A 26,939-nucleotide genomic window follows, 5' to 3' on the forward strand; every position below is an offset into this window, starting at 1 on the left:
CTCACGCGGGCAGCGGTGATCCCCGTCACACTCAACGTAACGTCGCGTGCTGCGCGGCGCGCCCCGAGCAGGCCGAATGGAATCTTTGTCCGACTCGTGAAGCTTCTCCCCGGCGGGTGGACACGCGTTGTCCACCGAAGTTATCCACAGCCTGTTGATAACAACATCGCACCGGAGCGCCCTCCGGCGCGAAAAGAAGCGCAATTCAATTACCCGTCGCACCGGCGCGAAAAGCGCTCCGGCGCCTTGCGGAATTACGCCGTTCACCCCGTGCGCACTGGCCCGTTCCCCATTTGCAGTCGGCCAGATCGCGCTCGGATCACCCCTCGGTAAGCTGACGGCATGACAGGACAAGTGCGCACCGTCGACGGCCGCGTGGCTGGTCGGCGAGGTCAGGAGACGCGGCAGAAGCTGCTCGACTGCCTCAGCGAGATGCTCAGCTCCTCGCCGTACCGGGACGTCAAAGTCATCGACGTGGCCCGTAAGGCGGGGACTTCACCCGCGACTTTCTACCAGTATTTCCCCGATGTCGAGGGCGCCGTTCTCGAAATCGCCGAGGAAATGGCCAAGGAAGGTGCCGGGCTGACCGAACTGGTCGGCGGCCGCTCCTGGGTCGGCAAGGCCGGCTGGCAGACCTCCGAAGAACTCGTCGACGGATTCCTCGACTTCTGGCGCCGCCACGACGCGATCCTGCGGGTCGTCGACCTCGGCGCGGCCGAGGGAGACAAGCGGTTCTACAAGATCCGCATGAAGGTCCTCAACTCGGTCACCGGCTCTCTGGCCGACGCGGTCAAGGAACTGCAGGGCAAGGGCAGGGTGGACAAGGACGTCAGTCCCGCGGCGGTCGCGGGTTCCCTGGTCGTCATGCTCGCGGGGGCCGCCTCGCACCAGAAGGGCTTCACCACCTGGGGCGTGAAGCAGGCGGAACTCCGTTCCAACCTCGCCCTGTTGGTCCACCTGGGTATCACCGGCAAGAAGCCGGCCAGGTAGGCGCCGGGCAGGACTCCCCCTCCTCACACCGGGAACCGCACCTCCTCGCGGCTCCCCCTGTCCTGTCGCGCCGAAGGCGGACCACGCGGGTGGTCCGCCTTCGGCGTTTCCGCGCCCGAACAGGTGCGGGGGCGATGGAATGGTGTCATGAGCGATGCACAGCAGACCTTCCGCGAACTGCTCCGCGCACAGCGCGTCTGGGACGTGCCCCTCCCCCGGTTCGACCCGTCCACCGCGCCCGCCGGCCCCCTCGCCCTCTTCCACGACTGGTTCGCCGAGGCGGTGGCCGCCGGGCAGACCGAACCGCACACCATGACCCTGGCCACGGCGGACGCCGGGGGCCGCCCCGATGTGCGCACCCTGATGCTGCACGACGCGGACGGACAGGGCTGGCACTTCGCCACGCACTCCACCAGCGCGAAAGGGCGCCAGCTCGCCGCCCGCCCCTACGCCGCCCTCGGCTTCTACTGGCCCGCCCAGGGCCGCCAGGTGCGGGTGCGCGGGACGGTCGTCGCCGCGGGCAGGGAGGAGAGCCGGGCGGATCTGCGGGCCCGGTCGGCCGGCGCGCTGGCCTCCGCGCTGACCGGCTCACAGAGCGAGGTGCTGCCCTCCCACGACGACCTCGTGCGGGCCTCGGAGGCCGCCTGGGAGCGCGCGCGGGCGGAGCCGGACACCGAGGCGGGCACCTGGACGCTGTACGTGGTCGAGCCGGAGGAGGTGGAGTTCTTCCAGGGGGACGCGTGGCGGCGGCACGTGCGGCTGCGCTACCGCCGGGAGGGCGAGGACTGGACCCGCGAGCTTCTCTGGCCGTGAGCCGTGCGGACCCGGGCCCCCGCACCGGTCCGGTTCGTCCGGGAAAGGAGCATTATGGGATGCAGGTGGCAGGCGAGCCGCTGGAGGCACCCATGGCACGATCCCGTTCCCGCTACGCCCCGGACCGAGGGCTGACCACCCGCATGGTGAGCACGATGTTCTTCATCGGGCTGCTGTACGTCGTGCTCGTGGGCGTGCTCCTCGCCGTCCTGCGGGGCGCCTGGCCGATCGTCCTGATCGTCGCGGGCGGCCTCTTCGTCGCCCAGTTCTGGTTCAGCGACCGCATCGCGGCCTACGGGATGGGCGCCCGGGAGGTCACCCCGCAGGAAGCGCCGGAGCTGCACGGTGCGATCGACCGGATCTGCGCCCTGGCCGACATGCCCAAACCCCGGGTCGCGGTCGCGCGGAGCGACGTGCCGAACGCCTTCGCGACCGGCCGCAGCGAGAGATCGGCCCTCGTCTGCGCCACGACCGGGCTCCTGCGCAGACTGGAGCCCGAGGAACTCGAAGGCGTCCTGGCCCACGAGATGTCGCACGTCGCGCACCGGGACGTGGCCGTGATGACCATCGCCTCGTTCCTCGGGGTCCTCGCCGGGGTCGTGACGCGGGTCGCCCTGTGGGGCGGACTCGCCCGCAACAGCAGGGGAAACGATCCTGCGGGGATCATCATCATGCTCATCCCGCTGATCAGCGCAGTCGTCTACGCCCTGAGCTTCCTGCTGACGCGGCTGCTGTCCCGCTACCGCGAGCTCTCCGCGGACCGCACGGCCGCCCTGCTCACCGGCCGCCCCTCGGCCCTCGCCTCCGCCCTGACCAAGGTGAGTGGCCAGATGGCCCGGATCCCCACGGAGGACCTGCGGAAGGCCGAGCCGTACAACGCCTTCTACTTCGTGCCCGCCTTCGCCGCCAAGGAGAGCCTGAGCCGGCTGCTCTCCTCCCACCCGACCCTCGAACAGCGTCTGGACCAGCTGGCCCGCATCTCCGCCGACCTGTCCCGCCCGTGAGGAGTTCCCGTGGGCCTGCTCGACAGCATCCTGGGGCGCAGCAAGCCCGTGCGCCCCGATCTCGACCAGCTCTTCGCCGTGCCCTCCGCGGCGCTCACCCTCCGGGCGGGAACGGGTTTCGCGCCCACCGGAGTCGGTTCGGTGTGTTTCGCCGGGGTGGAGGGCAGCGCGTTCGCCCGCGTCCGGCAGGACGTTCTGGACCTGCTGGACGCGGACACCGGGCGCGGCGGGGCCCCGGTGGAGTTCAGCCGGGACGCCTACGGCTACACCTGGCTGCGGGCCCGCCGGGCCCCCGACGACACGGCGGCGCTGGTGAACGACCTGCACGCGGTCAACAGCCTTCTCCAGGAAGGTGGTTTCGGGCCGCAACTGCTCTGCTCGCTGATCGGTTTCCGCGATCCGGAGGGGCGCTCGCTCGCACTGGTCTACCTCTACAAGCGGGGCACCTTCTACCCGTTCGCCCCCGCGCCGGACGGCGGCGAGAAGCGCGACGGCCAACTGGAGCTGCAGGTGAGGGCCGTGCTCGGCGACGACCTCCGGGTGGAGGCCGACCTCGCGCGCTGGTTCCCCGTCTGGGGTGCCCCCGGCCTCTGAACGGGCCGCGACAGGAGGCACATTGCCCACCTGTGATCATTTCGCAACCGATTCCCGCCCACAGCCGGAACCCATCATGTCCATGTCCGATTACGCTCCGAACCATGCCAGACAGCACATCCACCCCCCGCGACGCCCAGCCCGCCCCCATCGACCGCACCGACGGCCGGCCGGTCTACGTGATCGGCGGCGGCCCCGGCGGCCTCGCCGCGGCCGCGACCCTGCGGGAACAGGGCGTACGGGCGGTGGTTCTGGAGAAGTCGGCCCACGTCGGCGCCTCCTGGCGCCGCCACTACGACCGGCTGCACCTGCACACGATCCGCCGCTGGTCGGCACTTCCGGGACTGGCGATGCCACGGCGGTTCGGCCGCTGGGTGTCGCGCGACGACATGGTGCGCTACCTGGAGAAGTACGCCGCGCACCACGAGCTGGAGGTCGTGACCGGCGTCGAGGTCTCACGGATCGACCGGACCACGGACGGCACCGGGTGGCAGCTGAGCGCGACCGGCGGCCGCGTGCTGACCGGCCGCGCGGTCGTCGTGGCCACCGGCTTCAACCACACCCCGCGCGTGCCCGCCTGGCCCGGCCGTGAGGACTTCACCGGCGAGCTGGCGCACGCCTCGCACTACCGTGACCCGGCGCCGTACGCGGGCCGGGACGTCCTCGTCGTCGGCATCGGCAACACCGGGGCGGAGATCGCCGTCGACCTGGTCGAGGGGGGCGCGGCCCGGGTGCGGATCGCGGTCCGCACGGCCCCGCACATCGTGCGCCGCTCCACGGCCGGCTGGCCCGCGCAGGCGACCGCCGTCCTGGTCCGCAGACTGCCGGTCCGGCTGGTCGACCGGGCCGGGCGCCTCATGACCCGTGTCTCCGTGCCCGACCTGGCCGCGCAGGGTCTGCCCCGTCCGGACACGGGGCTGTACTCCCGGGTCAAGGAGGGCGCGATCCCGGTCCAGGACGTCGGTCTGATCGACGCGGTGAAGCGCGGCACGGTGGTGCCCGTCGCGGCCGTCGCGTCGTTCGACGGGGACGCCGTGGTGCTGGCGGACGGCAGCCGGATCACCCCGGACGCGGTGATCGCGGCGACCGGCTACGACCGCGCCCTGGAGGGCATGGTCGGGCACCTGGGCGTGCTGGACTCCCGGGGCCGCCCCGTGGTCCACGGTGCCCGCACCCCGGAGGGGGCACCGGGCCTCTACTTCACCGGATTCACCAACCCGATCAGCGGCATGCTCCGCGAGATAGCCCGCGACGCACGGAAGATAGCCGCGCGCCTGGCGAAGCACTGAACCCGGTACGCGGGATCGAGGAAGGTCCGGGTTGAGCGGCGGTGTACCCCGACCGGTCACTGCCTGGGCCCGGCCGGGCCGGGACGGGTCAGTGGGCGGTCCGCCGGTTCGCCGCGCCGCCGGACCATCAGCGCCATCAGCGCGGCCGTCGCGCACAGCGCTCCCGAGGCGTACCACACCACGTCGTACGAACCCGTCACATCGCGTGCCACGCCTCCGAGGAAGGCCACCAGGGCCGCCCCCACCTGGTGCGAGGCCAGCACCCAGCCGAAGACGATCGCGCTGTCCTCGCCGTACTGCTCGCGGCACAGGGCCAGCGTCGGCGGCACCGTGGCCACCCAGTCCAGGCCGTAGAAGACGATGAAGAAGACCATCGGCGGGTGCACCGCAGGAGCCATCAGCATCGGCAGGAACAGCAGCGAGACACCGCGCAGCGCGTAGTAGACGGCCAGCAGGCGCCGGGCGTCGAAGCGGTCCGTGAGCCAGCCGCTGAGGACCGTGCCGATGACGTCGAAGACGCCGATGACGGCCAGCAGTGAGGCCGCTGCGGTGATCGCCATGCCGTGGTCGTGGGCCGAGGGCACGAAGTGGGTGCGGATCAGACCGTTCGTGGAAGCGCCGCAGATCGCGAACGACCCGGCCAGCAGCCAGAAGGGGCCCGTGCGGGCCGCGTCCAGCAGGACGCGTACGGTGCGCGTCGCGGCGCCGGTCGCGGGGGCCGGCTTCTCCACGAACGAGCCGCCGTACGGGGCGAGGCCGACGTCGGCGGGGTGGTCACGCATCAGGAACCAGACGAACGGCACGACGACGACCGCGGCGAGGGCCACCGTCACCGAGGCCGGGCGCCAGCCGTGTTCCTCCACGATCCAGGCGCACAGCGGGAGGAAGACCAGCTGGCCGGACGCCCCCGCGGCCGTCAGGATGCCCGTGACCAGCCCCCGACGGGCGACGAACCAGCGGTTGGTGACGGTCGCCGAGAAGGCCAGCGCCATCGATCCCGTGCCCAGGCCGACGAGCAGGCCCCAGTAGAGCATCAGTTGCCAGGACGCTGTCATCCAGACACTGGCCAGGGCCCCGGCCGCGACCGCGCTCAGCGCGACGACCACGACCTTGCGGATACCGAACCGGTCCATGAGCGCGGCGGCGAACGGCGCGGTCAGCCCGTACAGCGCCATGTCGATGGAGACCGCGAGACCGATCTCGCCCCGCGACCAGCCGAACTCGGTGTGGAGGGGGTCGATGAGCAGCCCGGGGAGGGAGTTGAAGGCCGCGCCGCCGATGATCGTCACGAAGGTGACGGCCGCGACGATCCACGCCCGGTGGACACGCCGCCGGCCGGGGAGCCCGTGCGGGGTGCCGGCGGCGGCCGCGCTGTCGGTTGTCTGAGTCACGCGGCCCAGCATCGGGCCCGGTGCGCCACGCCGACGAGTGGCCGGACAGACACCCATCGCAGGGATCGGGCCAACGGGATCACGGCATCCTCTCGGAGCGCCCGGACACCAGCCGGGCGTGCGCGGCCCAGGCGAACCCGGCTCCCACCGTGTACCAGAGGAGGTCCGGGGCGTTGAACGTCGAGCCGAGCACCAGCCGCGCCACCACGCTCCCGCGCGACAACTCCGCCGGTACGCCGGTGAGCTGGGCCAGTTCCACCGCCCAGCTGAACACCAGCGCGGTCCCGGCCGCCACCGAGGGGCGCACCCGCGGGGCCAGGAACACCACCACCGTGTGGACCAGCACGGTGTAGAGCGCGTCCCCCGCGTACTTCGCGAAGTCCCCTCCCGTCACAGCCCGGACGCCGAGCCCCGCCGCCACCGTCACGAGGGCGGCAGCCGCCGCCGTCGTGCGGTGCGCCGACGGAGCGGGAATGAACGGCTGTTCGGCCGGCTTCACCTTCATGGCACGACCTCTATCAGCCCGGAGCGGCCGGCGGCCAGTCCGACGAGAACCAGGAGACCGCATGCCGCACCGTGTCGTCGTACTCGCCCTGGACGGACTGCTCCCCTTCGAACTGGGCATCCCGCAGCGGATCTTCGGCAGTGCACGGGGCCCCGGTCCGCTCGACGAGGGCCGCGCCCTGTACGAGATCGTGACGTGTTCGGTCCGCCCGCCCGGAGCGGTCCGCACCGACGCCGACTTCAGCATCCTGGTCGAGCACGGGCCCGGGATCCTGGCCACCGCCGACACGGTCGTCATCCCCGCCTCGTACGAACTCGGCCCCGTGCAGGAGGAGGGCAGGCTCACCGGGGAACTCGCTGCGGCGCTGGCCTACGTCAGGCCCGGGACACGGCTGGTCGCCATCTGCACGGGGGCTTACGTCCTCGCCGCGGCCGGCCTCCTCGACGGCCGCCCCGCCACCACCCACTGGTCCTCCGCGGATCACTTCCAGCGGCTGTTCCCGAAGGTCCGCGTCGATCCCGACGTGCTGTTCGTCGACGACGGCGACGTGCTGACCTCGGCCGGGGTGGCCGCCGGGATCGACCTCTGCCTGCATCTCGTGCGCCGCGACCACGGCACCAGCGTCGCCAACGCGGTGGCCCGCAGCACGGTCGTGCCCCCGCACCGGGACGGCGGTCAGGCGCAGTACATCCGGCGGCCCGTTCCCGAGCGGGGGTCCGCCGCGACGACGACCGCGCGGGCCTGGGCACTCGGGCGGCTGGAACAGCCGATCCTGCTGCGCGACCTGGCGCGGCAGGAGTCGATGAGCGTGCGCACCTTCACCCGCCGCTTCCGCGACGAGGTGGGCGTCAGCCCCGGGCAGTGGATCACCCAGCAGCGGGTCGAGCGGGCGCGGCACCTGCTGGAGTGCTCCGACCTGTCGGTCGACCAGGTCGCGCGGGAGGCCGGGTTCGGCACGGCCACCTCTCTGCGGCAGCACGTGCAGGCCGCGCTGGGGGTGTCACCCACGGCCTACCGGCGGACGTTCCGTGCGACGACGGCCGGGCGCTGAGGGGCCGGGGAGACGACGGAGTCCGCCTGCGCGCGGGACGGCCCTCAGAGCCGCGCCCGGTCGCCGGGCTGCTCCTGGATCACCGGGGCCGTCACGGGGCCGCTCCGGTCCACCTCGCACCAGATCCGCTTCCCGGCGCCTTCCGGCTGCCAGCCCCAGCGGTCCGCCAGGCCGTCCACGAGTTCCAGGCCGCGGCCTCCCGTGTCCTCGCCCCGCGCGTGACGCGGCTTCGGAGGCCGGCAACTGGTGTCGGCCACCTCGACCCGGACCGTCCCCGAGGAACCCGTGGAGCCGAACAGCATCCGCAGCACGGCCGGACAGCCGGTGTGGACGACCGCGTTGGTGACGAGCTCCGAGATCAGCAGGATGAGCGTCTCCGCGAGGGGCTCGTCGTCCTCCATCCCGGACCCGGCCAGCCGGGAGCGCGCCCATCTGCGGGCCCGTCCCACTTCCGCGGGATCCGCCCCGACCTCAAGTTGCACCTGAAGCACCTGCACCGCTCACACCATCCGAACCGGCGGACACATCGCCTCGCGCCTCCTCAGGGTCACGGAACGTGACTCCCCTGCGACACAGCATGGTTGACGTACAGTCACCGCAACAAGCGCTTCGGGCATATTCCAGCGCGAAGGAGTACGCCTGATGCATACTGTGCGACGCGTGTTGCGGAGAGTCGAACAGCCGCGCCTCCGCCCCCGGGGAAGCAGGCCCCCGACCGGTCCGGCGCAGCCGCGTGGGCCGCGAGCAGGGCATCCTTCGCAGGCCGGGCCGACCGCAGGGGCCACACCCGGAACCTCGGGCTCCAGTACCACTCGCATCCACCCGAGCGTACCCGAGCGGCACTCCGTGACTCCGGCCGGTGACCGCTCGCACCCGGGCGGGCCCGCTCTCCGGACGCCCCGCGTCACCGGACGATGACGTTCCGTACGTCCCCCGTCAGCCACTTCGTGCCGGAGAGACCCCCGGGCCGGGTCCGGCGACGGCCGGACCCGGCCCGGGGAAGGAAGTGAACTACTGGCGCCGTTGGGCGTGTTGAGCGCGCCCGCTACGCGTCCGGTTCGATCACGGTGAAGTACGCGGAGAGTGCGGCGACGGCCTCGTCCTCCGCGATCCGGCCGTCCCGGTCGGTGTCCAGACTCCGGGCCGCGACGCTCGCGATGTCGTCCGGCGCTCCGAGGACCCGCAGGGCCCGTTCCACCGAGGCGACCGGGGCGGAGGCCCCCGCGGCACCCTGGGGGTCCGTCCCCGCCGCCACGGCGATCGCCGCCCGCAGGAAGGGACGCGCGATCTCCGCGAAGCGGTCGGGGTTGTCGCGGAGCCGCTTCACGGCCCCTCCGACGAACTCCCCCCGGGTGACCCGCTGGTCCCCGTCCACGTCGGCGATGCCGGCCATCCCCTGCCAGAAGGCCTCGGCGCCCGAATAGAGGGCCTGGCCTCTGTCGCAGCGGGCCGTCGTCCCGAACTCGGTGAGGAGGCGGGCCGCCGCGGCGTTGAAATCGGCGCGATCGATGTAGCCGTTGCCGTCCTGGTCGAATGCGGCGAAACGGTGGGCGATCTTGCGCTCGTACTCTGCGCTGTCCATGCGGGGAGCGTACGACGCCGATCGGCGTCACGTGTCACCGAATCCCCCCTGAGGGTGGGACGGCGGCGCGGGGCCACCGTGTCAGGCGATGAGCGGCTGGGACTCCTCGTCGGTCGCGGCGTCCGCGTCCGGGTAGCAGTCGAACAGCCGGCGCACCCCGAGGGCGCCGAGCACCTTGTTGACGTGCGAGCCGTCCACCGCGCCGCGGTCAGGCAGGATCAGCCGCAGCCGGCCGCCGCAGGACTTCATGAGGCGGCGGGAGGCGATCAGCACGTTGACGCCGCTGGAATCGCAGAAGAGGACACCCGAGAGATCGAGGACCACGTCGTGGCGGCCCGCGGCGACCGCCCCGTGCACGGACTGGCGCACGACGGGTGAGCTGACGAGGTCGAGCTCGCCCCGGATCCGCAGCACGGTCCACGCGTCCTGCTCGGTCTCGTACACCTTCAGCGTCACGCGCCTCGGCCTTTCGTTCCGGGTGTTCCGGAGTATCCGGAAGTTACCGTTCCTCCTCGCGGCTGCCCGCTCGGCCGTTGGCGAAACCCCGTTTCGTCCCCGCGGGCCGGGCGCCGGATCCAATCAGAACCGATCACATGCAGCGCGTTTACCCGATCAACAAGCGGCAAAGCGCCGACTATTCCCTATCATTCGAGGCCTCTCGGGGGACGTACTTGCTGGAAACACGCATGCCGGGACCAGGCCTCGGACTACATTCGACGTGACGCGGGGAACAGGGCTGGGGGCTGGATGGTGAAGGACGCACCACCGCGCTGGGACCGCCGGATGCAGCAGCGGCTGGCGCGCGGCGAGGCGGCGGCCCTCGGCGAGCTCTACGACCGGTTCGCCGCACTCGTGCACAGCCAGGCCCACCGCATGCTCGAGGACGAGGACGCCGCGGACCAGGTGACCCGCGAGGTCTTCGGCCACGTCTGGGAGCACCCCGACACCTACGACCCCCGGAACGGCTCGATGCGCTCCTGGGTGGCGCGGCTCACACACCGCGAGGCCGTGCGCCGGCTCCGCGTCGCCCAGGGCGCGGGCGAGGGACCCGAGGCGGGCGGGCTGGACGAGGAGCTGGAACAGCGGGTGCTCCGCGCGACCGCCGCCGCCCGCGCCGACTACATCGTCGCCTCCATGCCCGCACCGCTGCGGGCGGCCCTGGAGCTCGCCTACATCCAGCGCCGCGACTACCGCCAGACGGCCGCCGACCTCGGCGTCACCGGGGACGAGGCCAGGCGCCGGCTGCGGCTCGGACTGCAGCTGCTGTCCACCGCGGACGCCCGGACACCGGCCGGGTCGTCACCGCCCGGATACGGGCCCGCGTCATGACCGGGGCCGACGGCGGCGACGACAGCGACGGGCAGGCAGCGGCCGGACGACGCATACCCGGACCGAGGGCGGCCGCCGACGACCGCGCGTTCCTGCCACCGGCACACGCACCGGTGCCGCCTCCGCCCGCCCCTCCGGCGCTCCCCCACCGGGTCCTCACGTCACTGCTCGGTGCCTGGGCCCTGGCCGCCTGCTCCGCCGAGGAGACCGCGGCGGTCGAGGAGCACCTCACGGGGTGCGCCCGGTGCGCGGACGAGGCCCTGCGGCTGCGCGACGCCGTGGGCCTGCTGCACAGCGACGGCACGCTGGACCTGGACCCGATGCTGCGCTCCCGTGTCCTGGAGGGCTGCCTGGGGCGCCGGCCGGCGCGCATCCCCGTCCCGGACTGGGCCGCTCCGTACGACGCGGAGACGGCCAGGCTCGACGCGCTGCTCAGGGACATCGGCGACTCGGAGTGGCACGCGCCGGTTCGGCTGAAGTGGTTCGAGGACGACCGCCAGGTGAACCGAAAGACGACGGTCGCGGGAGTCATCAGCCACCTGATGGCGGTCGACGGCCTGGTCTCCCGGGCACTCGGCCTGGACGACCCGCTGGGCGGCGGCGACCGGCCGCTGTCGCCGACCGAGCGCACGGAGGCGCACTGGTCGGCCGCGCAGCGCCCGCCCACCAGGACCGTGCGGGAGCCGTGGCGCGACCAGAGCCACGCCCTGGTGCGCACGGTCTCCTTCGCGGGCCGCGGCGTCGCCGAGCGCTCCGTCGCCTACGGGGGCTTCGCCCTCCCGCTGCAGGACTCGCTCCTGGAGCGGGCCTTCGAGTGCTGGGTGCACGGCGGGGACATCGCGGACGCGGTGGACTATCCGTACGACCCGCCGGCGGCCGGCCACCTCCACCGGATGATCGACCTGGCGGCCCGGCTGCTGCCCGCCACCCTGGCCGCGCGCCGTCTCGCCGGTCTGGCGGCGCCTGCCGAGCGGCTCGTCAGCGCCGGGGCGCCGTGCCGTTCCCTCCACCTGGAGATCGAGGGCCGAGGCGGTGGCGACTGGTACATCGCGCTGGACTCACCGGCCGCCCTCGGCTCCCCCGACCACACGGTCGCGCAGGTGGCACTCGACGGCGTGGAGTTCTGCCGGCTGGTCGCGGGTCACGTACCGCCGGTGGAGGCCGCCGCCGGACAGGAGGGCGACCGCGAGGCGATCCGCGACGTGCTGTTCGCCGCCGCCTCGCTCAGCAGGCTGTAGGAGCTTCCGGAGGACGGACTACGGGAAGACGACCGTGCGGCGGCCGTTGAGCATGATCCGGCGCTCGGCGTGCCACTTGACGGCGCGGGCCAGTGCCTGGCACTCCACGTCCCGCCCGATCGCGACGAGCTGGTCCGGCGTGACACCGTGCCCGACCCGCTCGACCTCCTGCTCGATGATCGGCCCCTCGTCGAGGTCGGCGGTCACGTAGTGCGCCGTCGCCCCGATCAGCTTCACACCGCGCGCGTGGGCCTGGTGGTAGGGCTTCGCGCCCTTGAAGCTCGGCAGGAAGGAGTGGTGGATGTTGATGATCCGCCCGCTCAGCTGCTTGCAGAGGTCGTCCGACAGCACCTGCATGTACCGGGCCAGGACGACCAGTTCGACGTTCTCCCCGCGCACCAGCTCCAGCAGCTGCGCCTCGGCCTCCGGCTTGTTCTCCCTGGTCACGGGGATGTGCCGGAAGGGAATGCCGTAGGAGGCGACGAGCTCGGCGAAGTCCGTGTGGTTGGAGACGACGGCCACGATCTCGACGGGCAGTGCGCCGGTGCCGGACCGGAAGAGCAGGTCGTTGAGGCAGTGCCCGAACTTGCTCACCAGCAGCACGACCCGCATGCGGTCGGAGGCCCGGTGGATCTGCCACTCCATCCGGAACGAGTCGCCGATCGCGGCGAAGCCGGCCCGCAGCTTCTCCACGTCGACCGCCGTGCCCGCCGAGAAGTGGACCCGCATGAAGAAGAGACCGGTGTCGTGGTCGCCGAACTGCTGGCTGTCCTCGATGTTGCAGCCGGTCATGTAGAGGTAGCTCGACACGGCGTGCACGATGCCCTGTTTGTCGGGGCAGGAGAGGGTGAGGACGTACTGCTCGGCGGGGCCGTCCGAGGCAGCGGGTACGGATTCGGCGGGCTGCGGCGCGGTCATCCCCGTAGGGTGCCACACCGCCCCGCGCTCACGCCGATCTGGTCATGATGCGGAGCACGTCCAGCGACCGCGGCGGGACGTCGGGGTCCTCGGCGTCGTTGGTGGCGAGCATCACATGCGCCTCGCGGGCCGCCTGGACGGCGTCCGGCCAGCCCGGATGCTCCAGGTACGCGGAGACGGGGGCGTCCGCGCCTATCTGGTGCATGATGCGCAGCACCCGCAGGGCGGCGACGTCCACGAGGGCGGCCTCCGCGGAGTCACGGAAGATCGTGCCCACGTACTTCTCGGCGGACCAGTTGTCCAGCCAGGTGTCCTCGACCAGGCGGTACACGGCGTCGGTGACGTCCCCGTACCCCTCCCGGCCGGCCAGCCAGCACTCGTGGTGGAACACGGGGTCGGAGAGCATGTGCAGCGCCGAGCGCACGTTGCTGCGCCAGCGCCACCACGGCATGTCGTTGAGCGGCATGCCGCCCATGGTGGAGGAGCGACGGCCGCGACGGGAAGTGTTCTCCGAACCTTGCTGCACGGTTGCCGATCGTACGTTCCCCTCCGCCGGGCTCGCACCGCCCCCCGCAATTCACCTCCACGTCACTCCGTGTCGTCCATGGAACAGCGCGGCGTTACCCGTGGCCCGCAACAGTTCGTGCCCATGACCGGACGGCGACGCCTCAGCCCACCCCGCCCCTACAGACTCCTCACGTCGGCGGTGGCGGGAGTGCTGCTGACGTCGGGGTGCGGCTCCCTCCCCGGGGCCCCGGAGAGCTCCCGGAAGCCGGTCACGGTGATGACCTGGGCCCCGGACCCCTCCGGGGCCGACGCGGTGAACATGGCGGGCATGCCGGCCATGGCCCGGGCCTACGCCCGCTGGGCCGACGAGCGGGGCGGGATCGACGGCCACGAGTTGCGGGTGCTCACCTGCAACGAGCAGGACACCCCTGAGGGGGCCTCGAAGTGCGCGCGCCTGGCCGCCGACAAGGGCGCGGCCGCGGTCGTCGGCTCGTACAGCCGGCACGGGCGGGCGTTCCTCGCGCCGCTGGAGGCCGCCGGGATTCCGTACATCGGCGGCTACGGCGCCTCGGCCGAGGAGTTCACCAGCTATCTCTCCTACCCGGTCAACGGAGGCCTGGCGGCGCTCGTCGCCGGCAACGGAAAGCAACTGGCGGGCGATTGCGGGCGCGTGGCTCTGGTGCGGCCCCACACCCTCGTCGGCGACAGCCTGCCCGGACTGCTCGACGTGAGCCTCGCCGCACGGAAACTGCCCAAGGCGCACGACATACGCGCGCCCGAGGAAGCCACGTCGTACGACCTCCAGGCGGCCGAGGCCATCGAGGAGGCGGGCGACGGGTGCGTGACGGCGGTGCTCGGCGACGGCACCGAGACCTTCTTCGACTCGTTCCGCCGGCTCGGGGACGAGGACAGCGGCGTACGGATCTCGTCCGTCGCCGGCAGTCTCGGCCAGCCGCTCGTCAACCGCACCGGCGGCTCCGCCAGCCCCTTCGAGGGTGCCTACGTCACCGGCTGGTACCCGGCTCCGGGCGACGCGCGCTGGAACGAGATGCGCGAGGTGATCCGGAAGTACGCCTTCGGCGACAACAGGGTGGACCCCGAGGACACCGGGGTCCAGACCACCTGGATCGCGTACACCGTGCTCGAAGCCGTCATCGAGGCCATGGACCGGCCCGACATCTGGGCGGGCGGTGTCTCCGTGAATCTGAACCGCGGCACCGAGGTGGACACCGGCGGACTCACGCCGCCCTTGCGCTGGCGTTTCCAGGACGTCGTCGGCTCGCGGGACTACGCCCGCGTCGTCAATGGCCGGGTGACGTTCCAGGTGGTGAGGAACGGCCGCCTGACGGCGGAGAAGAAGGGGTTCGTCGACGTCACCGACACCCTCCTGGAAGCCGGCTGACCTGACGTCATTCCTCCGGCGCCGGCGTCCCCGGCGCCGGAGGCTCCCCGCTGCGGCCCGGTGTCAGAGCTGCGTAGGGGCGCGCTCGGTCAGCCCGTACTTCTGCGCGATGGAGTTCCAGAGCTTCGAGGCCTCGCGCTTGGCCGTGGTGGCCTCGCCGCTGGCAGCGTTGGCCTTCGCCGTCTCGTTCGTCGAACGGGCGTGGCCGCCCTTACAGACCTTCTTGTCGTTCTTCGCCTGCCCGGCCCAGGCGGCGTAGCGGTCGTCGGCCTCGGCCGAAGCCTGCCACGCCTTGGTCAGCGAGGCCTTGAGCTCGGCGTTCGCGGGAAGCTTGTCGACGCTGAGCGCCTCGAGCCGGGTCACCAGGTCGCGGCGCTGGCCGGCCGCGCCCGTGAGATCGGTGACCGCCTGGTCGAGGGCACGGCAGTTCTTGGTCTTCTCCACCGCGCCGATCACGGCCGCGCGGCTGTTGTTGCTGTCGGCGAGGAGCTTGTCCAGCGCCTCCGCCTGCGGCTTCGCCGGGTCGTCGGCCGCCTGCGTGGAGGGCGCGCTGCCGGCCGAACTCTGCGAGGCGACCGGCTGCTTGGCGTCCTCGGGGTCGTCGCCACCGCTCATCAGGGCGCCCGCGCCGAGACCGACGACGGCGCAGCCGATGACGACGGCGGCGATCAGCGGGATGTGCGCGGAGCGCTTGCGCTGCGGGCCGCGGTCCTGGCCCTCCGGCTCCTGCCTGCCGTGGAGGCCCTGGAGACCCGACTGGTAGGGCTGTCCGCCCTGCGGCTGCGGCTGCGCGGGGCCGCCCTGGTACGCCTGCTGGGGGCCCTGTTGCCGGCCCTGGTCGTAGCGCGGCATCTGCTGCGTCCCGGCCGCGGGCTCGTCGCTGCGGAAGAGGCTGTCGAACTCCGCGGGCGGCTGGCGGTCGCCGGGCGCCCCGGGACGTATGCCGTAGGGAGCACCGCCGGGCACGGGGGGTATGTACTGGGTCGCGTCGGCGTCGCCCGGCTGCGTCGGCGGCAGGTACTGGGTCGACTCCGCAGCGCGCTCGGGCGGCATCCCGCCCGGCCCGTGGCCGCCGGGGACGGGCGCGATGTACTGCGTGGCGTCGGCGTCCCCGCCCTGCGCCGGGCCGTGCCCGGCCTCGGGCGGCAGCGGCTGCGCGTACTGCTGGTACGGGTCGTGCCGGGGCGCGTACTGCTGCTGGTACGGGTCCTGCTGCGGCGCGTACTGCTGCTGGGGCTGCTCCGGTGGAAGCTGGCCCGGTGCCGCGTGGCCGCCCTGGGACCCGCCGGGCCCCCAGGGGCTGCCCCAGGGCTGCCCGCCCGCGGGGGCGGCCTGGTCCGGCTGCCCGCCCCCGGTCCCCCCCGCGGTCCAGGGGGCACCACCCTCTGCGGGCAGCACGACACCTTCGTGCGCGGGCCGTACAGCAGGGAGCTGCTGCTCGTCACCCTGTCCGCTCTGCGTCACCGGGACTCCTACGTGTCAACCTATGGAATCGTCGGCTCACGCTACCGGGTGGCTGCCTCCGGGCGCCAAGTGCCCGTGAGCGCTCACCACCCCTTCACACGGCGGGTAACGCGCCGCGCGTCCGCGACGCAGTACACGGCGACTCGCCCACGGGGCGGGGTCAGGCGGCCTGGAGCTCGAGCCTGGCGCCGAATTCACGGACCGAGGGCTCACTCCCGAACGGCTCCAGCCGTTGCTGGAGGTCGTCGAGATACTCGGCACCGCGGCTGGAGCGCACCGTCCCCAGCAGCTCCATCGCCCGCAGGCCCGTGTGACACGCCTGTTCCACCTCACGCTGCTGCACCTGCGCCGTGGCCAGCAGCACGAGGCCGATGCCGCGGCGCCGGGTCCTGGACTCCGGGAGGGCCGCCAGGGCCTCCTTCGCCCGGCGGGCGGCCGGCTCGGCCTGTCCCAGGTCGCGGTGGCAGTGCGCCAGCTCGTCCGCGAGGTAGCCCGCGTCGAAGTGGGAGATCCAGGCGGGGTCGTCACCCGTGTCCGGGTCCGCCTGCTCCAGGGCGGCCAGCGCCCGGGACGCGGACACCTGGCAGGTGCGGGCGTCGCCCATCAGCGCGTGGCCCCGCGCCTCCGCGGCGTGGAACATCGCCTCCGCGCGCGGGGTGACCCGGCCCCGGGCCCCCTCCTGGGCGGCCCGCGCCAGCTGGGCGATCTCGCGCGGGTTGCCCAGCTGCGCCGCGAGATGGCTCATGGACGCCGCCAGCACGTACCCGCCGTAGGCCCGGTCGCCCGCGGCCTGGGCCAGGCGCAGCGCCTGGATGTAGTACCGCTGGGCGAGGCCCGGCTGACCGGTGTCGACGGCCATGTAGCCGGCGAGTTCGGTCAGCCGCGCCACCGCTCCGAAGAGCTCACGGCCGACCGATTCGCGGTACGCCCCCGAAAGCAGCCCGGATACCACGCTGTTGAGGTAGTGGACCAGGACGGGACGCACATGTCCGCTGCCGAAGCGGTGGTCCAGGTCGACCAGCGCGGCGGTCATGGCCCGCACCGCTTCCACGTCCGGCATGCCCACTCTGCTCCCGGCCGATCTCGCCACCTGCGGGTCCGCACCGGTGATCAGCCAGTCGCGGCTGGGCTCGACCAGGGCGGACGCCGCCACCGCCGAACCGGACAGCAGGTCACGGCGGCCCACGTCGCTGCGCCACAGCTCGCAGACCTGCTCGATCGCGCCGAGGACCGTGGGGGCGAACTGCAGTCCCACACCCGAGGCCAGGCTCTTGCCGTTGGCCATGCCGATCTCGTCGATCGTGACCGTGCGGCCGAGTTTGCGGCCGATCGCCTCCGCGATGATGCCCGGTGCCCTGCCGCGCGGCTGCTGACCGCGCAGCCACCGGGCCACCGACGTCTTGTCGTAACGGAGATCGAGTCCGCGCTCGGCCCCCACCATGTTCACGCGGCGGGCGAGGCCGGCGTTGGAGCAGGCCGCCTCCTGGATGAGCGTCTGCAGCCGTTCGTTCGGCTGGCGGGCTACGAGAGGCCTGGCTGCCATGTTTTCCCCCTGAGACCGCAGTGATCGGTGGTGGGATCACTGCCCGGAACGACACAGGAAATGCGCATATTCATCTGTATTGGGTACGAGCGGTGATGAGTTGGCACAGTCCTGCAAGTGGTTACCCGCCGATCGGTGCGCAGCCCCACGCGCGCCCCTGCCCATGCCTCTGTGCGCCCCACGTGCAGGATCGATCCACCGCGAAGGGGGCCCGCGCGCCCGTAACCCCAGGTGGCGCCGGTAGTTGAGTGGTGCGTGGAAGAGCCCATCGGAGTGACGGAAGCCGCAGAGGTACCCAAGCAGCGCGGTGAACAGCTACTGGAGGCCGCTGCCTGGTACGCCCAGGAGCGGCACTGGGACGTGTTCCCCGGCACCTGGCTCGTACCCGTCGGCGGGACGGAGCGGTGCTCGTGCGGGGACGCCGGGTGCGGCGCACCCGGGGCCCACCCCACCCGGGCCGACTGGGCGGGCCAGGCGACGGGCAGCGCGGCGGCGGCCCGCCGGATGTGGTCACGGCAGCCCGGGTCGTCGGTGCTCCTGCCGGCCGGCCGGACCTTCGACGCACTCGACGTGCCGGAGGCCGCCGGATTCCTCGCCCTGGCCAGGATGGAACGGATGGAGCTCGCCCTCGGCCCGGTGACCCGCACGCCCGACCGGCGGATGCTGTTCCTCGTCCTCCCGGGCGCCGCGGCGAAGGCGGCCGAGCTGGTGCGCCAACTGGGCTGGGACGCGCGCGCGATCGGCCTCGTGGGGCGCGGCGAGGGCGAGTACATCGCCGGCCCGCCGACCCGGACGGCCCGTGGCGTCGTGCAGTGGGCACGCCGTCCGTCCCGCGCCAACCTGTGGCTGCCCGAGGCGGAGGAGCTGATCAGCCCGCTCGCCTACGCCTGTGCACGCGAGGCGGCGGACGCCAGGGCGCGCCTTTCGTAGGCTGGTCCCCACATGCGGGGACAGCGAAAGGCAGTGCCATGCCGGACCAGGCGGACATCGCGAGCGGGACGGACACGGCGGACGGGGCTCCCACGCCACCTCCCGCCGTTCGGATCGAGGGGCTGTGGAAGCGGTTCGGGGAGCAGGTCGCGGTCGGCGGGATCGATCTGGAGCTGCCCGCAGGCCAGTTCATCGGTCTGGTGGGCCCCAACGGCGCGGGGAAGACCACCACGCTCTCGATGGTGACCGGGCTCCTGCGGCCCGACATGGGCCGCATCGAGGTCGGCGGACACGATGTGTGGCGCGACCCGGTCGAGGTGAAGTCCCGGATCGGGGTGCTCCCCGAGGGGCTGCGGCTGTTCGAGCGCCTCTCGGGCCGTGAACTCCTGGCGTACACGGGCCGGTTGCGGGGGCTTCCGGGCGCCGAGGTGGACAAGCGGTCCACGCAGCTCCTCGACGTCCTCGACCTGGCGGGGTCCCAGCACAAGCTGGTCGTGGACTACTCCACCGGGATGCGCAAGAAGATCGGGCTGGCGTCGGCCCTGCTGCACAACCCCGAAGTCCTCTTCCTGGACGAGCCGTTCGAGGGGGTCGACCCGGTGTCGGCCCAGACGATCCGGGGCGTGCTGGAGCGCTACACCCGCTCCGGGGCCACCGTGGTCTTCTCCAGCCATGTGATGGAGCTCGTCGAGTCGCTCTGCGACTGGGTTGCCGTCATGGCCGGCGGCCGGATCCGCGCCCACGGCACGCTCGCCGAGGTGCGCGGGGAGGCGTCCTCGTTGCAGGACGCCTTCCTGGAACTGGTCGGGGCGGGCGCGCGGGACACCGGTGAGTCCCTGGACTGGCTGGGCGGTGCCCGATGACCGTGCTGGAAGCTCCCGCGGGAACCACCGTCCCGGCGGTACGCGGCCGGGGCCTCGTCCCCGTCTTCGTACGGCTGAAGCTTTCCCTGCTGCGCAACGGGCTGCGTCAGTCGTCCGGCCGCCGGGCGGCGTACGTCGCGTCGCTCGTCGCCGCGCTGCTGCTCGCGGCGGGCCAGGTGACCGGCCTCGTCCTGCTGCGCGGCCACGCGGAGGCGGGCACGCTGGTGGTGCTGCTGGCCGCCGTGGTCGCCCTGGGCTGGGCCGTGATGCCTCTGTTCTTCCCGAGCGGCGACGAGACCCTGGACCCGAGCCGGCTGGTCATGCTGCCGCTGTACCCCCGGCCGCTGATCGGGGCGCTGCTGGCGGCGTCGCTGATCGGTATCGGGCCGCTCTTCACGCTCGCCCTGGCCGTCGGCTCCGTGATCGCGGTGGCGCACGGGGCGGTGGCGGCCCTGTTCGGGGTGGTCGCCGTCCCGCTGACCCTGCTGGTGTGCGTGGCGCTGGCGCGGTCCGTGGCCACGGCCAACGTCCGGCTGCTGACCTCGCGCAAGGGCCGCGACCTGGCTGTGCTGAGCGGCCTGGTGATCGCCGTGGGCATCCAGTTCGTCAATTTCGGCGCCCAGCGTCTGGGCAGCGCGGGCGGGCTTTCTGCTCTCGAACCGGCGGCGGACCTGGTGCGCTGGCTGCCCCCGGCCTCGGCGCTCGGCGCGGTGGCGTCCGCGTCCGACGGGGCGTACGGCACGGCCTTGGCGCAGCTGCTCGTGTCGCTGCTCGCGCTGGGCCTCCTCTTGGGGCTGTGGCAGCGGAGCCTGGTGAAGCTGATGACGTCGCCGGACGGTTCGACGATCGCGGCCGCGGAACCGTCCAGGACGAGTTCCGGCACCGGCCGTACGGGACTCTTCGGGCTGCTTCCGGACGGGCGCACGGGCACGGTCGTCGAGCGCAGCCTGAGGTACGTCGTGCGGGACCCGAAGACGAAGGCGTCCTGGGTGACGGCGCTGGCGATCGGGCTGATCGTGCCGGTGCTCAACGCGGCGCAGGGGGCCGGGTCGCTCTACGTCGCCTGTTTCGCGGCCGGGATGCTCGGCATGCAGATGTACAACCAGTTCGGCCAGGACACCTCCGCCTTCTGGATGGTGGCGCTGACGATCTCTTCCGCCAGGGACGCCTACGCCGAACTGCGGGCGCGGGCGGTGGCGTTGCTGCTGATCACCCTGCCTTACACGGTCATGGTGACGGTGGTGACGGCCGCCGTGCTCGGTGACTGGGCGGCGCTGCCCGGGGTCATGGGGCTGTCGTTCGCCCTGCTCGGGGCGATGCTGGCGACGGGCGCGGTGGCCTCGGCGCTGTTCCCGTACTCGATCCCGCAGGACGGCGCGTTCAAGAACGTCGCACCCGGGCAGGCGGGTCTGGCCTGGATCTCCATCCTGGGGGGCGTGGTGTCGGCGGCCGTGCTGAGCGCACCCGTGATCGGGCTGACGGTCTGGCTCCATCTCGGCGACCGTCACGACTGGCTGTGGCTGCTGCTGCCGGTGGGCGCGGTCTACGGGACGTTCATCGGATGGCTCGGCGTGCGGCTGGCCGCGCCGCGCACAGCGGACCGGCTCCCGGAGATCCTGACCGCGGTCAGCAAGGGCTGAGGACGGGCATCACGCGTGGCCGGGTACCGGCCGGGGGCCGTGGCCTTCGGCCGGCCGGTGACCTTCAGGGGCTGACGTGTTCCCGGACGTCCTCGGCGAGCTGTTCCAGGAACGGCTCCACCGCGCTCCGCCAGCCCTCCGGCTGGTCGTAGTGGACGAGGTGGCCCGCGTCCGCGACCTCCGCGTACTGCCCGCGCGGCAGGACGCGGACCATCTCCTGGGCCTCGGCCCTGCCGAGCTCTCCGTCGATGCCGCGCAGGACCAGGGTGGGGCAGCGCACCTGGGCCAGTTCCTCCCAGTGGGCGTCGTAGACCCACGTGGCCCGTGACGTGAGCATCTGCTCCTGCGAGAACACCGGCCGCCAGCCGTCCTGGCTCTCCGCCATCACCTCGGCGAAGAACTCGCCCCGTGAGGGGTTGGGCCGCTCGACCCAGGGATCGTCCTCGCCGAACCATTTCCGCACCTCGGCGAGGGTCGCGAAGGGCAGAGGCCAGGCGTTGAACCAGTCCTCCCACTCGCGCTGCGAGGCGGCCCCGAGCGCGGAGGCCCGCATGTCGCAGATGATCAGGGCCTTGACCAGATCAGGGCGCTTCGCGGCGAGCTGCCAGGCGGTGAGCGCGCCCATCGAGTGCCCGATCAGGGTGACGGGGGCGAGACCGAGCTGCTCGATGGCGGCCTCGGCGTCGGCGACGTAGGCGTCCCGGGTGTACGGGCCGTCCGCCGGCTTGTCGCTGCGGCCGTGGCCCCGCTGGTCGAGACCGACCGGACGGTGGCGTTCGGAGAGCCAGCGCGCGGTGGACGCCCAGTGCGCGGCCCGGCCCATCAGGCCGTGCAGCATTAAGATCCCGGCGCCGTGACCGGCCTCGCCTCGGCCTTTGGGCTGATCCGCGAACTCCCAGGCCGCGAGGCGTGCGCCGTCGGTTCCGGTCACGTCGATGCGCCGCACCATAGGCTCTGGCACCCCCTTCTGGTCCTCGATCACCGTGTGGTCGTGTCCGCCAGGCTATCGAACCTTTATTCGAAAACTCGGGTTCGGCTCGCAACATCCCACGTTTGAGTGACAGCAGTTCAGGATTGACGCCCGCCGCCCAGGGGAGATCTTCAGCGGGAAGCGGACCACTCGGGGACAGGGGTTCGCGGGGACTGACCTCGAGAGCTCGGGGCTCCAGGTCAGCGCAGGGGAGGACCGGCCCCGGCGCCCTTCGGCGCCGGGGCCTTCCGCTGTTCCGGAACACCCGGGGCCGAGCCCCCACGGGCCTGCCGCGGCGGACCGCCCGGCCACCCGGGCCGCGCCACCACTCCACGGGACCAGCCCTTCCCGGACCGGCCGGAGGGCACCCGGGGCGGGGCTTGCCGTGCGGCACGGCGGGCCCGGAAGGGCGCCGGGCCGGCTCGAAGGGATCAGCGGGTTCACGGAAGGGCCCGGCCGCCGGGCGACGCCCTGTACGACCGCCTGGGCATCGGGAAGTCCGGCCGGCGCCTCGCGGCGCACATGCCAGTGTGACGGGCGCATTCCCCGCTCCCTCCCCGACCGCGCGGCAGACTCCGCCGGCACCCTCAGGTCATATGCCTGGCCACAGCCTGGCACGCGTTTCGCCCGGGCGCTGCGATTCCGGGCGGAAAACAGAAAGCGGGCTTACCGGTTCACATCTGCACGTGCATCCGCACCGGCGCCTGCATGTGCCGCCAGGCGACCGGTGCGCACGTCGACGCTGGTCAGCGCTTGGCGACGAAGACGTGGGAGGCGACTTCGGCATTCAGTTCGGCCGCCTCACCACTCGACCCGACCAGCACACCGCCGGCAGATTCGGTGACGCTGACGACGGAACCGGGCTGCACGCCCGCCCTCCGCAGCGTGTACATCAGCTGGGCGTCCGTCTGGATCGGCTCACCGATCCGGCGGACCACCACGGTCTTGCCCTCCGCGCCGGGGTCGAGCTCGGACAGGCTGACCATGCCCTCGTCCAGGAACGGGTCCGCCTCGGCCTTCTCGCCCAGCTCCTCCAGGCCAGGGATCGGGTTTCCGTACGGGGACTCCGTCGGGTGGCGCAGCAGCTCCAGCACGCGGCGCTCCACCGCCTCGCTCATCACGTGCTCCCAGCGGCACGCCTCGGCGTGGACCTGCTCCCACTCGAGGCCGATCACGTCGACGAGGAGACACTCGGCGAGACGGTGCTTGCGCATCACCCGCGTCGCCAGGCGGCGCCCTTCCTCCGTCAGTTCCAGATGACGGTCGCCCGCGACCTGGACCAGGCCGTCCCGCTCCATGCGCGCCACCGTCTGGCTGACCGTCGGACCGCTCTGGTCCAGCCGTTCGGCGATCCGGGCGCGCATCGGGACCACGCCTTCCTCTTCGAGCTCGAGGATGGTGCGGAGATACATCTCCGTTGTGTCGATCAGTCCGGACATACGTGCCCCTCGATGCTGTGACATGAAGTCGTCGTGCGATGGCCCTTACCAATTCTGACGCATACCGCCGACAACCGTGCCCCGCCGTCGCAAGACCGTGCAGCGGACGGGCCCTGGCGCTATTGACAGTCCACTGGTCCAGACCGCAACGTGATCCGCGACACGGGCACCGCACGGACCCCACCCTCCGCTGGAAAGGCCTCCTCGATGAGCGACAGCAAGCTCGCCGGTCAGTTCTTCGACGCAGCGATCGGCCTGCTGGAGCGGGTGCGTGACGAGGAGGCCGGAGCCGTCGCCGCCGCCGGTGCCGCGATCGCCGACACCGTCGCCTCGGGCGGCCGGCTCTTCGCCTTCGGTGCCGGGCACTCCTCGCTCGCCGCGCAGGACGTCGTCTACCGGGCGGGCGGACTCGCTCTGATGAACCTGCTCGCCGTGCCGGGCACGCTCGGGGTCGACGTCATGCCGGCCACGCTCGGCTCCGCGCTGGAGCGGGTCGACGGTCTGGCGAGCGCCGTGCTCGACTCCAGCCCCGCCCGGTCCGGCGACCTCCTCGTGATCATCTCCCTGTCCGGCCGCAACGCCCTGCCCGTGGAGATGGCCCAGAACGCCCGCGCGCTGGGGCTCACGGTCGTCGGCGTCACCTCCGTCGCCTACACGACGGGCACGAAGTCGCGGCACGTCTCGGGCGGATTCCTGCGGGACCACTGCGACATCGTGCTCGACAGCAAGATCGCCATCGGTGACGCGGAGCTGACGGCGGACGGCGTCGAGGCCCCCTTCGCGCCCGCGTCGACGGTCGTCACCAGCGCACTCATGCAGGCCATGATGGCCACCGCGGCAGAGCAGCTCGTCGCCCGGGGGATCGAGCCGCCGCTGCTGCGCTCCGGCAACGTCGACGGCGGACACGAGTGGAACGGCCGCGTGATGCGGGAGTACGGGGACCGGATCTTCTACCGCCACTGAGACCCCGAGGCCCCTGGCCGCGTAAGGCCTACGGCGCTTCCAGGGCCGCCTCCGGCCCCGCCGTCAGCAGGGCCAGGTCCACGGCCGAGGCGACCCGCGCGGCCACGCTCTCCGCGTACATCACGTCCGGGCGCTCGAAGGCGCTGCGGTTCGCGGCGCGCAGGAACGTCACCACGCCCAGCGTCCGCCCCCGGCTCCGCAGCACCGCGCACAGGGCGTGCACCGAGTCGCGGGGCCAGCGGTGCTCCGCCGCCCACGACTCGCCCGCGCCGCCCGGCGCCGCGGCGCGGACCGGCCCCGTGCGCTCCACCGCCTGAAGAGCGGGGTGCCCCGTCCCGTACCGCACCGGGATCGATCCGCCGGAGACGGGCAGGCACGGGCCGGGGGCGTCGGACGGTGTGGCGGCGGCCCGCACGAGCCGCTCCCCCGTCGCGTGGTCCTGCAGCAGGTCCACCACCACGTGGTCGGCGAATCCCGCCAGCGCGTAGTCCAGCGACGTGGTCGCCGCCTCCATCGGGTCCTCGCACTCGGCCGCCTGCCGGGCCGACCGGTGCAGCTGGTTCGCCCGGAACCGCACCCGGTCCGCCTCCTGCGCCGCGAGCTTCGACGCGGTGACGTCCCGGAACAGCCAGCCGACGCCGAGCGGCACGGGTTCCTCCGCCAGCGGCGAGGCCAGCCGCAGGAACCCGCTGCGCCAGCAGCGCCGCCGGTCGCCCTCCGCGGTCCGCAGCGTCACCCAGAGCTCGGCCGGGGAGGAGGGGGCGCCCTCGGCGAGGACGTGCTGCAGGGCGCCCTCCAGCTCCTCGACGCCCTGGACGACCAGTTCGCCCAGCGGACGTCCCAGCAGGGTGATGCGGCCGCCGCCCAGTGCCCGGGCCGCGTAGGCGTTGACCACGGTGGGCCGCAGGTCCACGTCGACCAGGACCACGCCCCAGGACGCGTCCTCGAAGAGGGCCTCGCTGAGCGCGATGGACCGCTCCAGATCGATCTGCGCATGCACCTCGCTGAAGGCGCAGTAGACCCCGGCCGGCCGGCCGTCCTCGCCGCGCACCCGCGACGACTGGGTCCGCACGAGGACCCGCCCGCCGTCCTTGCGCAGCAGGGCGAACTCGTGGACCTGCCGTCCTGGGGCGTCCATGGCCGACATCAGGCGCTTCTGCACGTCGCCCGCGTCCGCGCTCCGCACGGCCCAGCCGGCGAATCCCCGCCGCCCGACGGCCTCGGCGGCGGACCAGCCGAGGATCCGCTCGGCCTCACGGTTCCAGTGGGTGACGGCGCCCTGCGCGTCGAAGGCGCACAGGGCGGCGTCCATGCCGTCGAGGAGCGCGGCGAGCAGTCGCGACCCGGGGATCGGCGCCACGGTGGGCTCCCGCTCCGGGTCCTCGTCGGGACCGAGCGCGTCGGTGGTCCCGGTGCTCCTGGAAGCACTCACTCCGCACCTCCCACAGGGCGTGTACCGCGCCGTGTTCCGCATTGCCGCACGTCAGACCATTGAACTCGAACGTGAGCCACCACACAGCCACTTCCCGGAAATCGGGTGTCCACCGGCGACGCGGGGTGTACGGAGGAAGGCCCGGATAAATCGCTTGTGCGGCCGCGCGGAGGTTCCTAGGCTGTGGGTACACGTTGAAAGGAGGTGATCCGAAAAGTGCAGTCTTATCGGATTCGTGAGGTGGCTGCGGGCTGACAGCCCGTCGTCGCACACTGTGCACCTCGGCAGGGCTGTCTGCCGAAACCCAAGCAGTCACCGACCCGCAGGCTCGCCGGTAAGTCCGGCCGGCTCCTCCGCAAGGAGGGACCAGAGCCTGCGGGTTTCTGCGTTGCGGGTCCTGGCCCCGGCGCGGGAGCGCACTCAGGGGCTGGGCGAGCGCACCTCAGGGGCTGAGGCGCTCCACCCGCCATCCGGCGTCCTCGCGCACGTACCGCAGCCGGTCGTGCAGCCGGTTCGTGTGGCCCTGCCAGAACTCGATCGCGTCCGGTACGACGCGGAAACCGCCCCACTGCGGGGGCGCGGGGACCTTCTCGCCCTCGGGGTAGCGCGCGGCCAGCTCGTCGTACCGCTCGACGAGCTCCTGGCGGGAGCCGATCACCGAGGACTGCTCGCTCGCCCAGGCGCCGAGCTGCGAGCCGTGCGGCCGGGTGCGGAAGTACGCGACGGTCTCCTCGCGGCCGACCCGGGCCGCGGTGCCGGTGACGACGACCTGGCGAGCCAGGGGGTGCCAGGGGAAGAGCAGCGAGACGTACGGGTTCGCGGTCAGCTCGCGGCCCTTGCGGGACCCGTAGTTGGTGAAGAAGACGAAGCCGCGGCCGTCGTACTGCTTCAGCAGCACCGTGCGGGAGGACGGCCTGCCGTCGGGGGTGGCGGTGGAGACGACCATCGCGTTCGGCTCGTGGAGCACACCGCCCCGGGCGACCTCGCTGAACCAGCGGGCGAACTGGTCCATGGGGTCGCCCGCGAGATCCTTCTCGGTGAAGTCCACGGAACGGTACTGCTCGCGCATCACGGCCGGATCG

At 72.5% G+C, this 26,939-nt stretch carries 26 protein-coding genes; 13 read left to right on the plus strand and 13 right to left on the minus strand.

Annotated features, from left to right (window positions below; all coding sequences use genetic code 11):
- Window positions 1-342 precede the first annotated feature (342 nt).
- The 5 genes from OG206_RS13950 to OG206_RS13970 all read left to right on the plus strand — a co-directional run bounded on the left by OG206_RS13950 (window position 343) and on the right by OG206_RS13970 (window position 4,690).
- Window positions 343-990 (plus strand): TetR family transcriptional regulator, encoded by a 648-nt coding sequence (locus OG206_RS13950; RefSeq protein WP_327115854.1) that lies wholly within the window; start codon window positions 343-345, stop codon window positions 988-990.
- A 147-nt stretch (window positions 991-1,137) separates the two neighbouring features.
- Entirely contained in the window at window positions 1,138-1,803 is a 666-nt protein-coding gene (locus tag OG206_RS13955; RefSeq protein WP_327115856.1) for a pyridoxine/pyridoxamine 5'-phosphate oxidase, read from the plus strand.
- 92 nt (window positions 1,804-1,895) lie between these two features.
- Entirely contained in the window at window positions 1,896-2,807 is a 912-nt protein-coding gene (htpX, locus tag OG206_RS13960; RefSeq protein WP_327115858.1) for a zinc metalloprotease HtpX, read from the plus strand.
- Window positions 2,808-2,816: 9 nt separating this feature from the next.
- Window positions 2,817-3,401, plus strand: a complete 585-nt coding sequence (gene pspAB, locus OG206_RS13965) for a PspA-associated protein PspAB (protein WP_327115860.1) — start codon at window positions 2,817-2,819, stop codon at window positions 3,399-3,401.
- Window positions 3,402-3,505: 104 nt separating this feature from the next.
- Window positions 3,506-4,690, plus strand: coding sequence for a flavin-containing monooxygenase (locus tag OG206_RS13970; RefSeq protein ID WP_327115862.1), 1,185 nt, complete (start codon window positions 3,506-3,508; stop codon window positions 4,688-4,690).
- Window positions 4,691-4,746: 56 nt separating this feature from the next.
- Here OG206_RS13970 and OG206_RS13975 read toward each other — a convergent pair whose 3' ends face one another.
- Window positions 4,747-6,093, minus strand: a complete 1,347-nt coding sequence (locus OG206_RS13975) for an MFS transporter (RefSeq protein ID WP_327115864.1) — start codon at window positions 6,091-6,093, stop codon at window positions 4,747-4,749.
- Window positions 6,094-6,160: 67 nt separating this feature from the next.
- A complete protein-coding gene (locus OG206_RS13980) occupies window positions 6,161-6,586 on the minus strand; it encodes a ribosomal maturation YjgA family protein (protein ID WP_327115866.1) in 426 nt (141 codons plus the stop codon).
- A 61-nt stretch (window positions 6,587-6,647) separates the two neighbouring features.
- Between OG206_RS13980 and OG206_RS13985 the strand changes: the two genes are divergently transcribed.
- A complete protein-coding gene (locus tag OG206_RS13985; RefSeq protein ID WP_327115868.1) occupies window positions 6,648-7,637 on the plus strand; it encodes a GlxA family transcriptional regulator in 990 nt (329 codons plus the stop codon).
- Between the two features lie 44 nt (window positions 7,638-7,681).
- Here OG206_RS13985 and OG206_RS13990 read toward each other — a convergent pair whose 3' ends face one another.
- The 3 genes from OG206_RS13990 to OG206_RS14000 all read right to left on the minus strand — a co-directional run bounded on the left by OG206_RS13990 (window position 7,682) and on the right by OG206_RS14000 (window position 9,675).
- Entirely contained in the window at window positions 7,682-8,134 is a 453-nt protein-coding gene (locus OG206_RS13990) for an ATP-binding protein (RefSeq protein WP_327115870.1), read from the minus strand.
- Window positions 8,135-8,682: 548 nt separating this feature from the next.
- Window positions 8,683-9,219: an EF-hand domain-containing protein gene (locus tag OG206_RS13995; protein ID WP_327115872.1), complete on the minus strand. Its 537-nt coding sequence runs from the start codon at window positions 9,217-9,219 to the stop codon at window positions 8,683-8,685.
- An 81-nt stretch (window positions 9,220-9,300) separates the two neighbouring features.
- Window positions 9,301-9,675, minus strand: coding sequence for an STAS domain-containing protein (locus tag OG206_RS14000; RefSeq protein WP_327115874.1), 375 nt, complete (start codon window positions 9,673-9,675; stop codon window positions 9,301-9,303).
- A 291-nt stretch (window positions 9,676-9,966) separates the two neighbouring features.
- Here OG206_RS14000 and OG206_RS14005 point away from each other — a divergent pair, with 291 nt between their 5' ends.
- Both OG206_RS14005 and OG206_RS14010 read left to right on the plus strand, forming a co-directional pair.
- Window positions 9,967-10,548: an RNA polymerase sigma factor gene (locus OG206_RS14005; RefSeq protein ID WP_327115876.1), complete on the plus strand. Its 582-nt coding sequence runs from the start codon at window positions 9,967-9,969 to the stop codon at window positions 10,546-10,548.
- On the plus strand, window positions 10,545-11,786 hold the full coding sequence (locus OG206_RS14010) for a maleylpyruvate isomerase N-terminal domain-containing protein (RefSeq protein ID WP_327115878.1): 1,242 nt from the start codon (window positions 10,545-10,547) through the stop codon (window positions 11,784-11,786). Before OG206_RS14005 ends, OG206_RS14010 begins: the two co-directional genes overlap by 4 nt.
- 18 nt (window positions 11,787-11,804) lie before the next feature.
- Here OG206_RS14010 and purU read toward each other — a convergent pair whose 3' ends face one another.
- Both purU and OG206_RS14020 read right to left on the minus strand, forming a co-directional pair.
- A complete protein-coding gene (gene purU, locus OG206_RS14015) occupies window positions 11,805-12,704 on the minus strand; it encodes a formyltetrahydrofolate deformylase (protein ID WP_327115880.1) in 900 nt (299 codons plus the stop codon).
- A 28-nt stretch (window positions 12,705-12,732) separates the two neighbouring features.
- Complete coding sequence (locus OG206_RS14020) at window positions 12,733-13,179, minus strand: SCO4402 family protein (RefSeq protein WP_327122267.1); 447 nt, start codon at window positions 13,177-13,179, stop codon at window positions 12,733-12,735.
- A gap of 174 nt (window positions 13,180-13,353) precedes the next feature.
- Here OG206_RS14020 and OG206_RS14025 point away from each other — a divergent pair, with 174 nt between their 5' ends.
- The gene (locus OG206_RS14025; protein WP_327115882.1) at window positions 13,354-14,613 is read left to right on the plus strand and encodes an ABC transporter substrate-binding protein; all 1,260 of its coding nucleotides are present in this window, start codon (window positions 13,354-13,356) and stop codon (window positions 14,611-14,613) included.
- A gap of 63 nt (window positions 14,614-14,676) precedes the next feature.
- Here the strand turns inward: OG206_RS14025 and OG206_RS14030 are convergent, their stop codons facing one another.
- Complete coding sequence (locus OG206_RS14030; RefSeq protein ID WP_327115884.1) at window positions 14,677-16,077, minus strand: hypothetical protein; 1,401 nt, start codon at window positions 16,075-16,077, stop codon at window positions 14,677-14,679.
- Between the two features lie 160 nt (window positions 16,078-16,237).
- Window positions 16,238-17,620 carry a transcriptional regulator gene (locus OG206_RS14035; protein ID WP_327115886.1) on the minus strand — a complete coding sequence of 461 codons (1,383 nt, stop codon included), beginning with the start codon at window positions 17,618-17,620 and terminating at the stop codon, window positions 16,238-16,240.
- 255 nt (window positions 17,621-17,875) lie between these two features.
- Between OG206_RS14035 and OG206_RS14040 the strand changes: the two genes are divergently transcribed.
- The 3 genes from OG206_RS14040 to OG206_RS14050 are packed head-to-tail and all read left to right on the plus strand — an operon-like array spanning window position 17,876 to window position 21,053.
- The gene (locus tag OG206_RS14040; protein ID WP_327115888.1) at window positions 17,876-18,550 is read left to right on the plus strand and encodes a bifunctional DNA primase/polymerase; all 675 of its coding nucleotides are present in this window, start codon (window positions 17,876-17,878) and stop codon (window positions 18,548-18,550) included.
- A 38-nt stretch (window positions 18,551-18,588) separates the two neighbouring features.
- Window positions 18,589-19,413: an ABC transporter ATP-binding protein gene (locus OG206_RS14045; RefSeq protein WP_327115891.1), complete on the plus strand. Its 825-nt coding sequence runs from the start codon at window positions 18,589-18,591 to the stop codon at window positions 19,411-19,413.
- Window positions 19,410-21,053: a transporter gene (locus OG206_RS14050; protein ID WP_327115892.1), complete on the plus strand. Its 1,644-nt coding sequence runs from the start codon at window positions 19,410-19,412 to the stop codon at window positions 21,051-21,053. Before OG206_RS14045 ends, OG206_RS14050 begins: the two co-directional genes overlap by 4 nt.
- A 64-nt stretch (window positions 21,054-21,117) precedes the next feature.
- Here OG206_RS14050 and OG206_RS14055 read toward each other — a convergent pair whose 3' ends face one another.
- Together OG206_RS14055 and OG206_RS14060 are read right to left on the minus strand one after the other, a co-directional pair.
- Window positions 21,118-22,002, minus strand: coding sequence for an alpha/beta fold hydrolase (locus tag OG206_RS14055; protein ID WP_327122268.1), 885 nt, complete (start codon window positions 22,000-22,002; stop codon window positions 21,118-21,120).
- Window positions 22,003-22,769: 767 nt separating this feature from the next.
- Window positions 22,770-23,462: a metal-dependent transcriptional regulator gene (locus tag OG206_RS14060; protein WP_327115894.1), complete on the minus strand. Its 693-nt coding sequence runs from the start codon at window positions 23,460-23,462 to the stop codon at window positions 22,770-22,772.
- 207 nt (window positions 23,463-23,669) lie between these two features.
- Between OG206_RS14060 and OG206_RS14065 the strand changes: the two genes are divergently transcribed.
- A complete protein-coding gene (locus tag OG206_RS14065; RefSeq protein ID WP_327115896.1) occupies window positions 23,670-24,425 on the plus strand; it encodes an SIS domain-containing protein in 756 nt (251 codons plus the stop codon).
- A gap of 28 nt (window positions 24,426-24,453) precedes the next feature.
- Here OG206_RS14065 and OG206_RS14070 read toward each other — a convergent pair whose 3' ends face one another.
- Window positions 24,454-25,857, minus strand: coding sequence for a PAS domain-containing protein (locus OG206_RS14070; RefSeq protein ID WP_327115898.1), 1,404 nt, complete (start codon window positions 25,855-25,857; stop codon window positions 24,454-24,456).
- A gap of 442 nt (window positions 25,858-26,299) precedes the next feature.
- A complete protein-coding gene (gene pdxH, locus OG206_RS14075; protein WP_327115900.1) occupies window positions 26,300-26,926 on the minus strand; it encodes a pyridoxamine 5'-phosphate oxidase in 627 nt (208 codons plus the stop codon).
- Window positions 26,927-26,939 lie beyond the last annotated feature (13 nt).

Origin of the sequence: Streptomyces sp. NBC_01341, assembly GCF_035946055.1 — a bacterium.
Lineage (GTDB): Bacteria > Actinomycetota > Actinomycetes > Streptomycetales > Streptomycetaceae > Streptomyces.

What these genes read in the sequence shown, in the direction of transcription:
- purU (WP_327115880.1), bottom strand. Translation starts at nt 12,704, where the DNA reads ATGACCGCGCCGCAGCCCGCCGAATCCGTACCCGCTGCCTCGGACGGC.
- OG206_RS14005 (WP_327115876.1), top strand. Translation starts at nt 9,967, where the DNA reads ATGGTGAAGGACGCACCACCGCGCTGGGACCGCCGGATGCAGCAGCGG.
- OG206_RS14050 (WP_327115892.1), top strand. Translation starts at nt 19,410, where the DNA reads ATGACCGTGCTGGAAGCTCCCGCGGGAACCACCGTCCCGGCGGTACGC.
- OG206_RS14010 (WP_327115878.1), top strand. Translation starts at nt 10,545, where the DNA reads ATGACCGGGGCCGACGGCGGCGACGACAGCGACGGGCAGGCAGCGGCC.
- OG206_RS13955 (WP_327115856.1), top strand. Translation starts at nt 1,138, where the DNA reads ATGAGCGATGCACAGCAGACCTTCCGCGAACTGCTCCGCGCACAGCGC.
- htpX (WP_327115858.1), top strand. Translation starts at nt 1,896, where the DNA reads ATGGCACGATCCCGTTCCCGCTACGCCCCGGACCGAGGGCTGACCACC.
- pdxH (WP_327115900.1), bottom strand. Translation starts at nt 26,926, where the DNA reads ATGCGCGAGCAGTACCGTTCCGTGGACTTCACCGAGAAGGATCTCGCG.
- OG206_RS13995 (WP_327115872.1), bottom strand. Translation starts at nt 9,219, where the DNA reads ATGGACAGCGCAGAGTACGAGCGCAAGATCGCCCACCGTTTCGCCGCA.
- OG206_RS14035 (WP_327115886.1), bottom strand. Translation starts at nt 17,620, where the DNA reads ATGGCAGCCAGGCCTCTCGTAGCCCGCCAGCCGAACGAACGGCTGCAG.
- OG206_RS13975 (WP_327115864.1), bottom strand. Translation starts at nt 6,093, where the DNA reads ATGCTGGGCCGCGTGACTCAGACAACCGACAGCGCGGCCGCCGCCGGC.
- OG206_RS14060 (WP_327115894.1), bottom strand. Translation starts at nt 23,462, where the DNA reads ATGTCCGGACTGATCGACACAACGGAGATGTATCTCCGCACCATCCTC.
- OG206_RS13980 (WP_327115866.1), bottom strand. Translation starts at nt 6,586, where the DNA reads ATGAAGGTGAAGCCGGCCGAACAGCCGTTCATTCCCGCTCCGTCGGCG.
- OG206_RS14025 (WP_327115882.1), top strand. Translation starts at nt 13,354, where the DNA reads ATGACCGGACGGCGACGCCTCAGCCCACCCCGCCCCTACAGACTCCTC.
- OG206_RS13950 (WP_327115854.1), top strand. Translation starts at nt 343, where the DNA reads ATGACAGGACAAGTGCGCACCGTCGACGGCCGCGTGGCTGGTCGGCGA.
- OG206_RS14045 (WP_327115891.1), top strand. Translation starts at nt 18,589, where the DNA reads ATGCCGGACCAGGCGGACATCGCGAGCGGGACGGACACGGCGGACGGG.
- OG206_RS14055 (WP_327122268.1), bottom strand. Translation starts at nt 22,002, where the DNA reads ATGGTGCGGCGCATCGACGTGACCGGAACCGACGGCGCACGCCTCGCG.
- OG206_RS14065 (WP_327115896.1), top strand. Translation starts at nt 23,670, where the DNA reads ATGAGCGACAGCAAGCTCGCCGGTCAGTTCTTCGACGCAGCGATCGGC.
- OG206_RS13970 (WP_327115862.1), top strand. Translation starts at nt 3,506, where the DNA reads ATGCCAGACAGCACATCCACCCCCCGCGACGCCCAGCCCGCCCCCATC.
- OG206_RS13985 (WP_327115868.1), top strand. Translation starts at nt 6,648, where the DNA reads ATGCCGCACCGTGTCGTCGTACTCGCCCTGGACGGACTGCTCCCCTTC.
- OG206_RS14020 (WP_327122267.1), bottom strand. Translation starts at nt 13,179, where the DNA reads ATGGGCGGCATGCCGCTCAACGACATGCCGTGGTGGCGCTGGCGCAGC.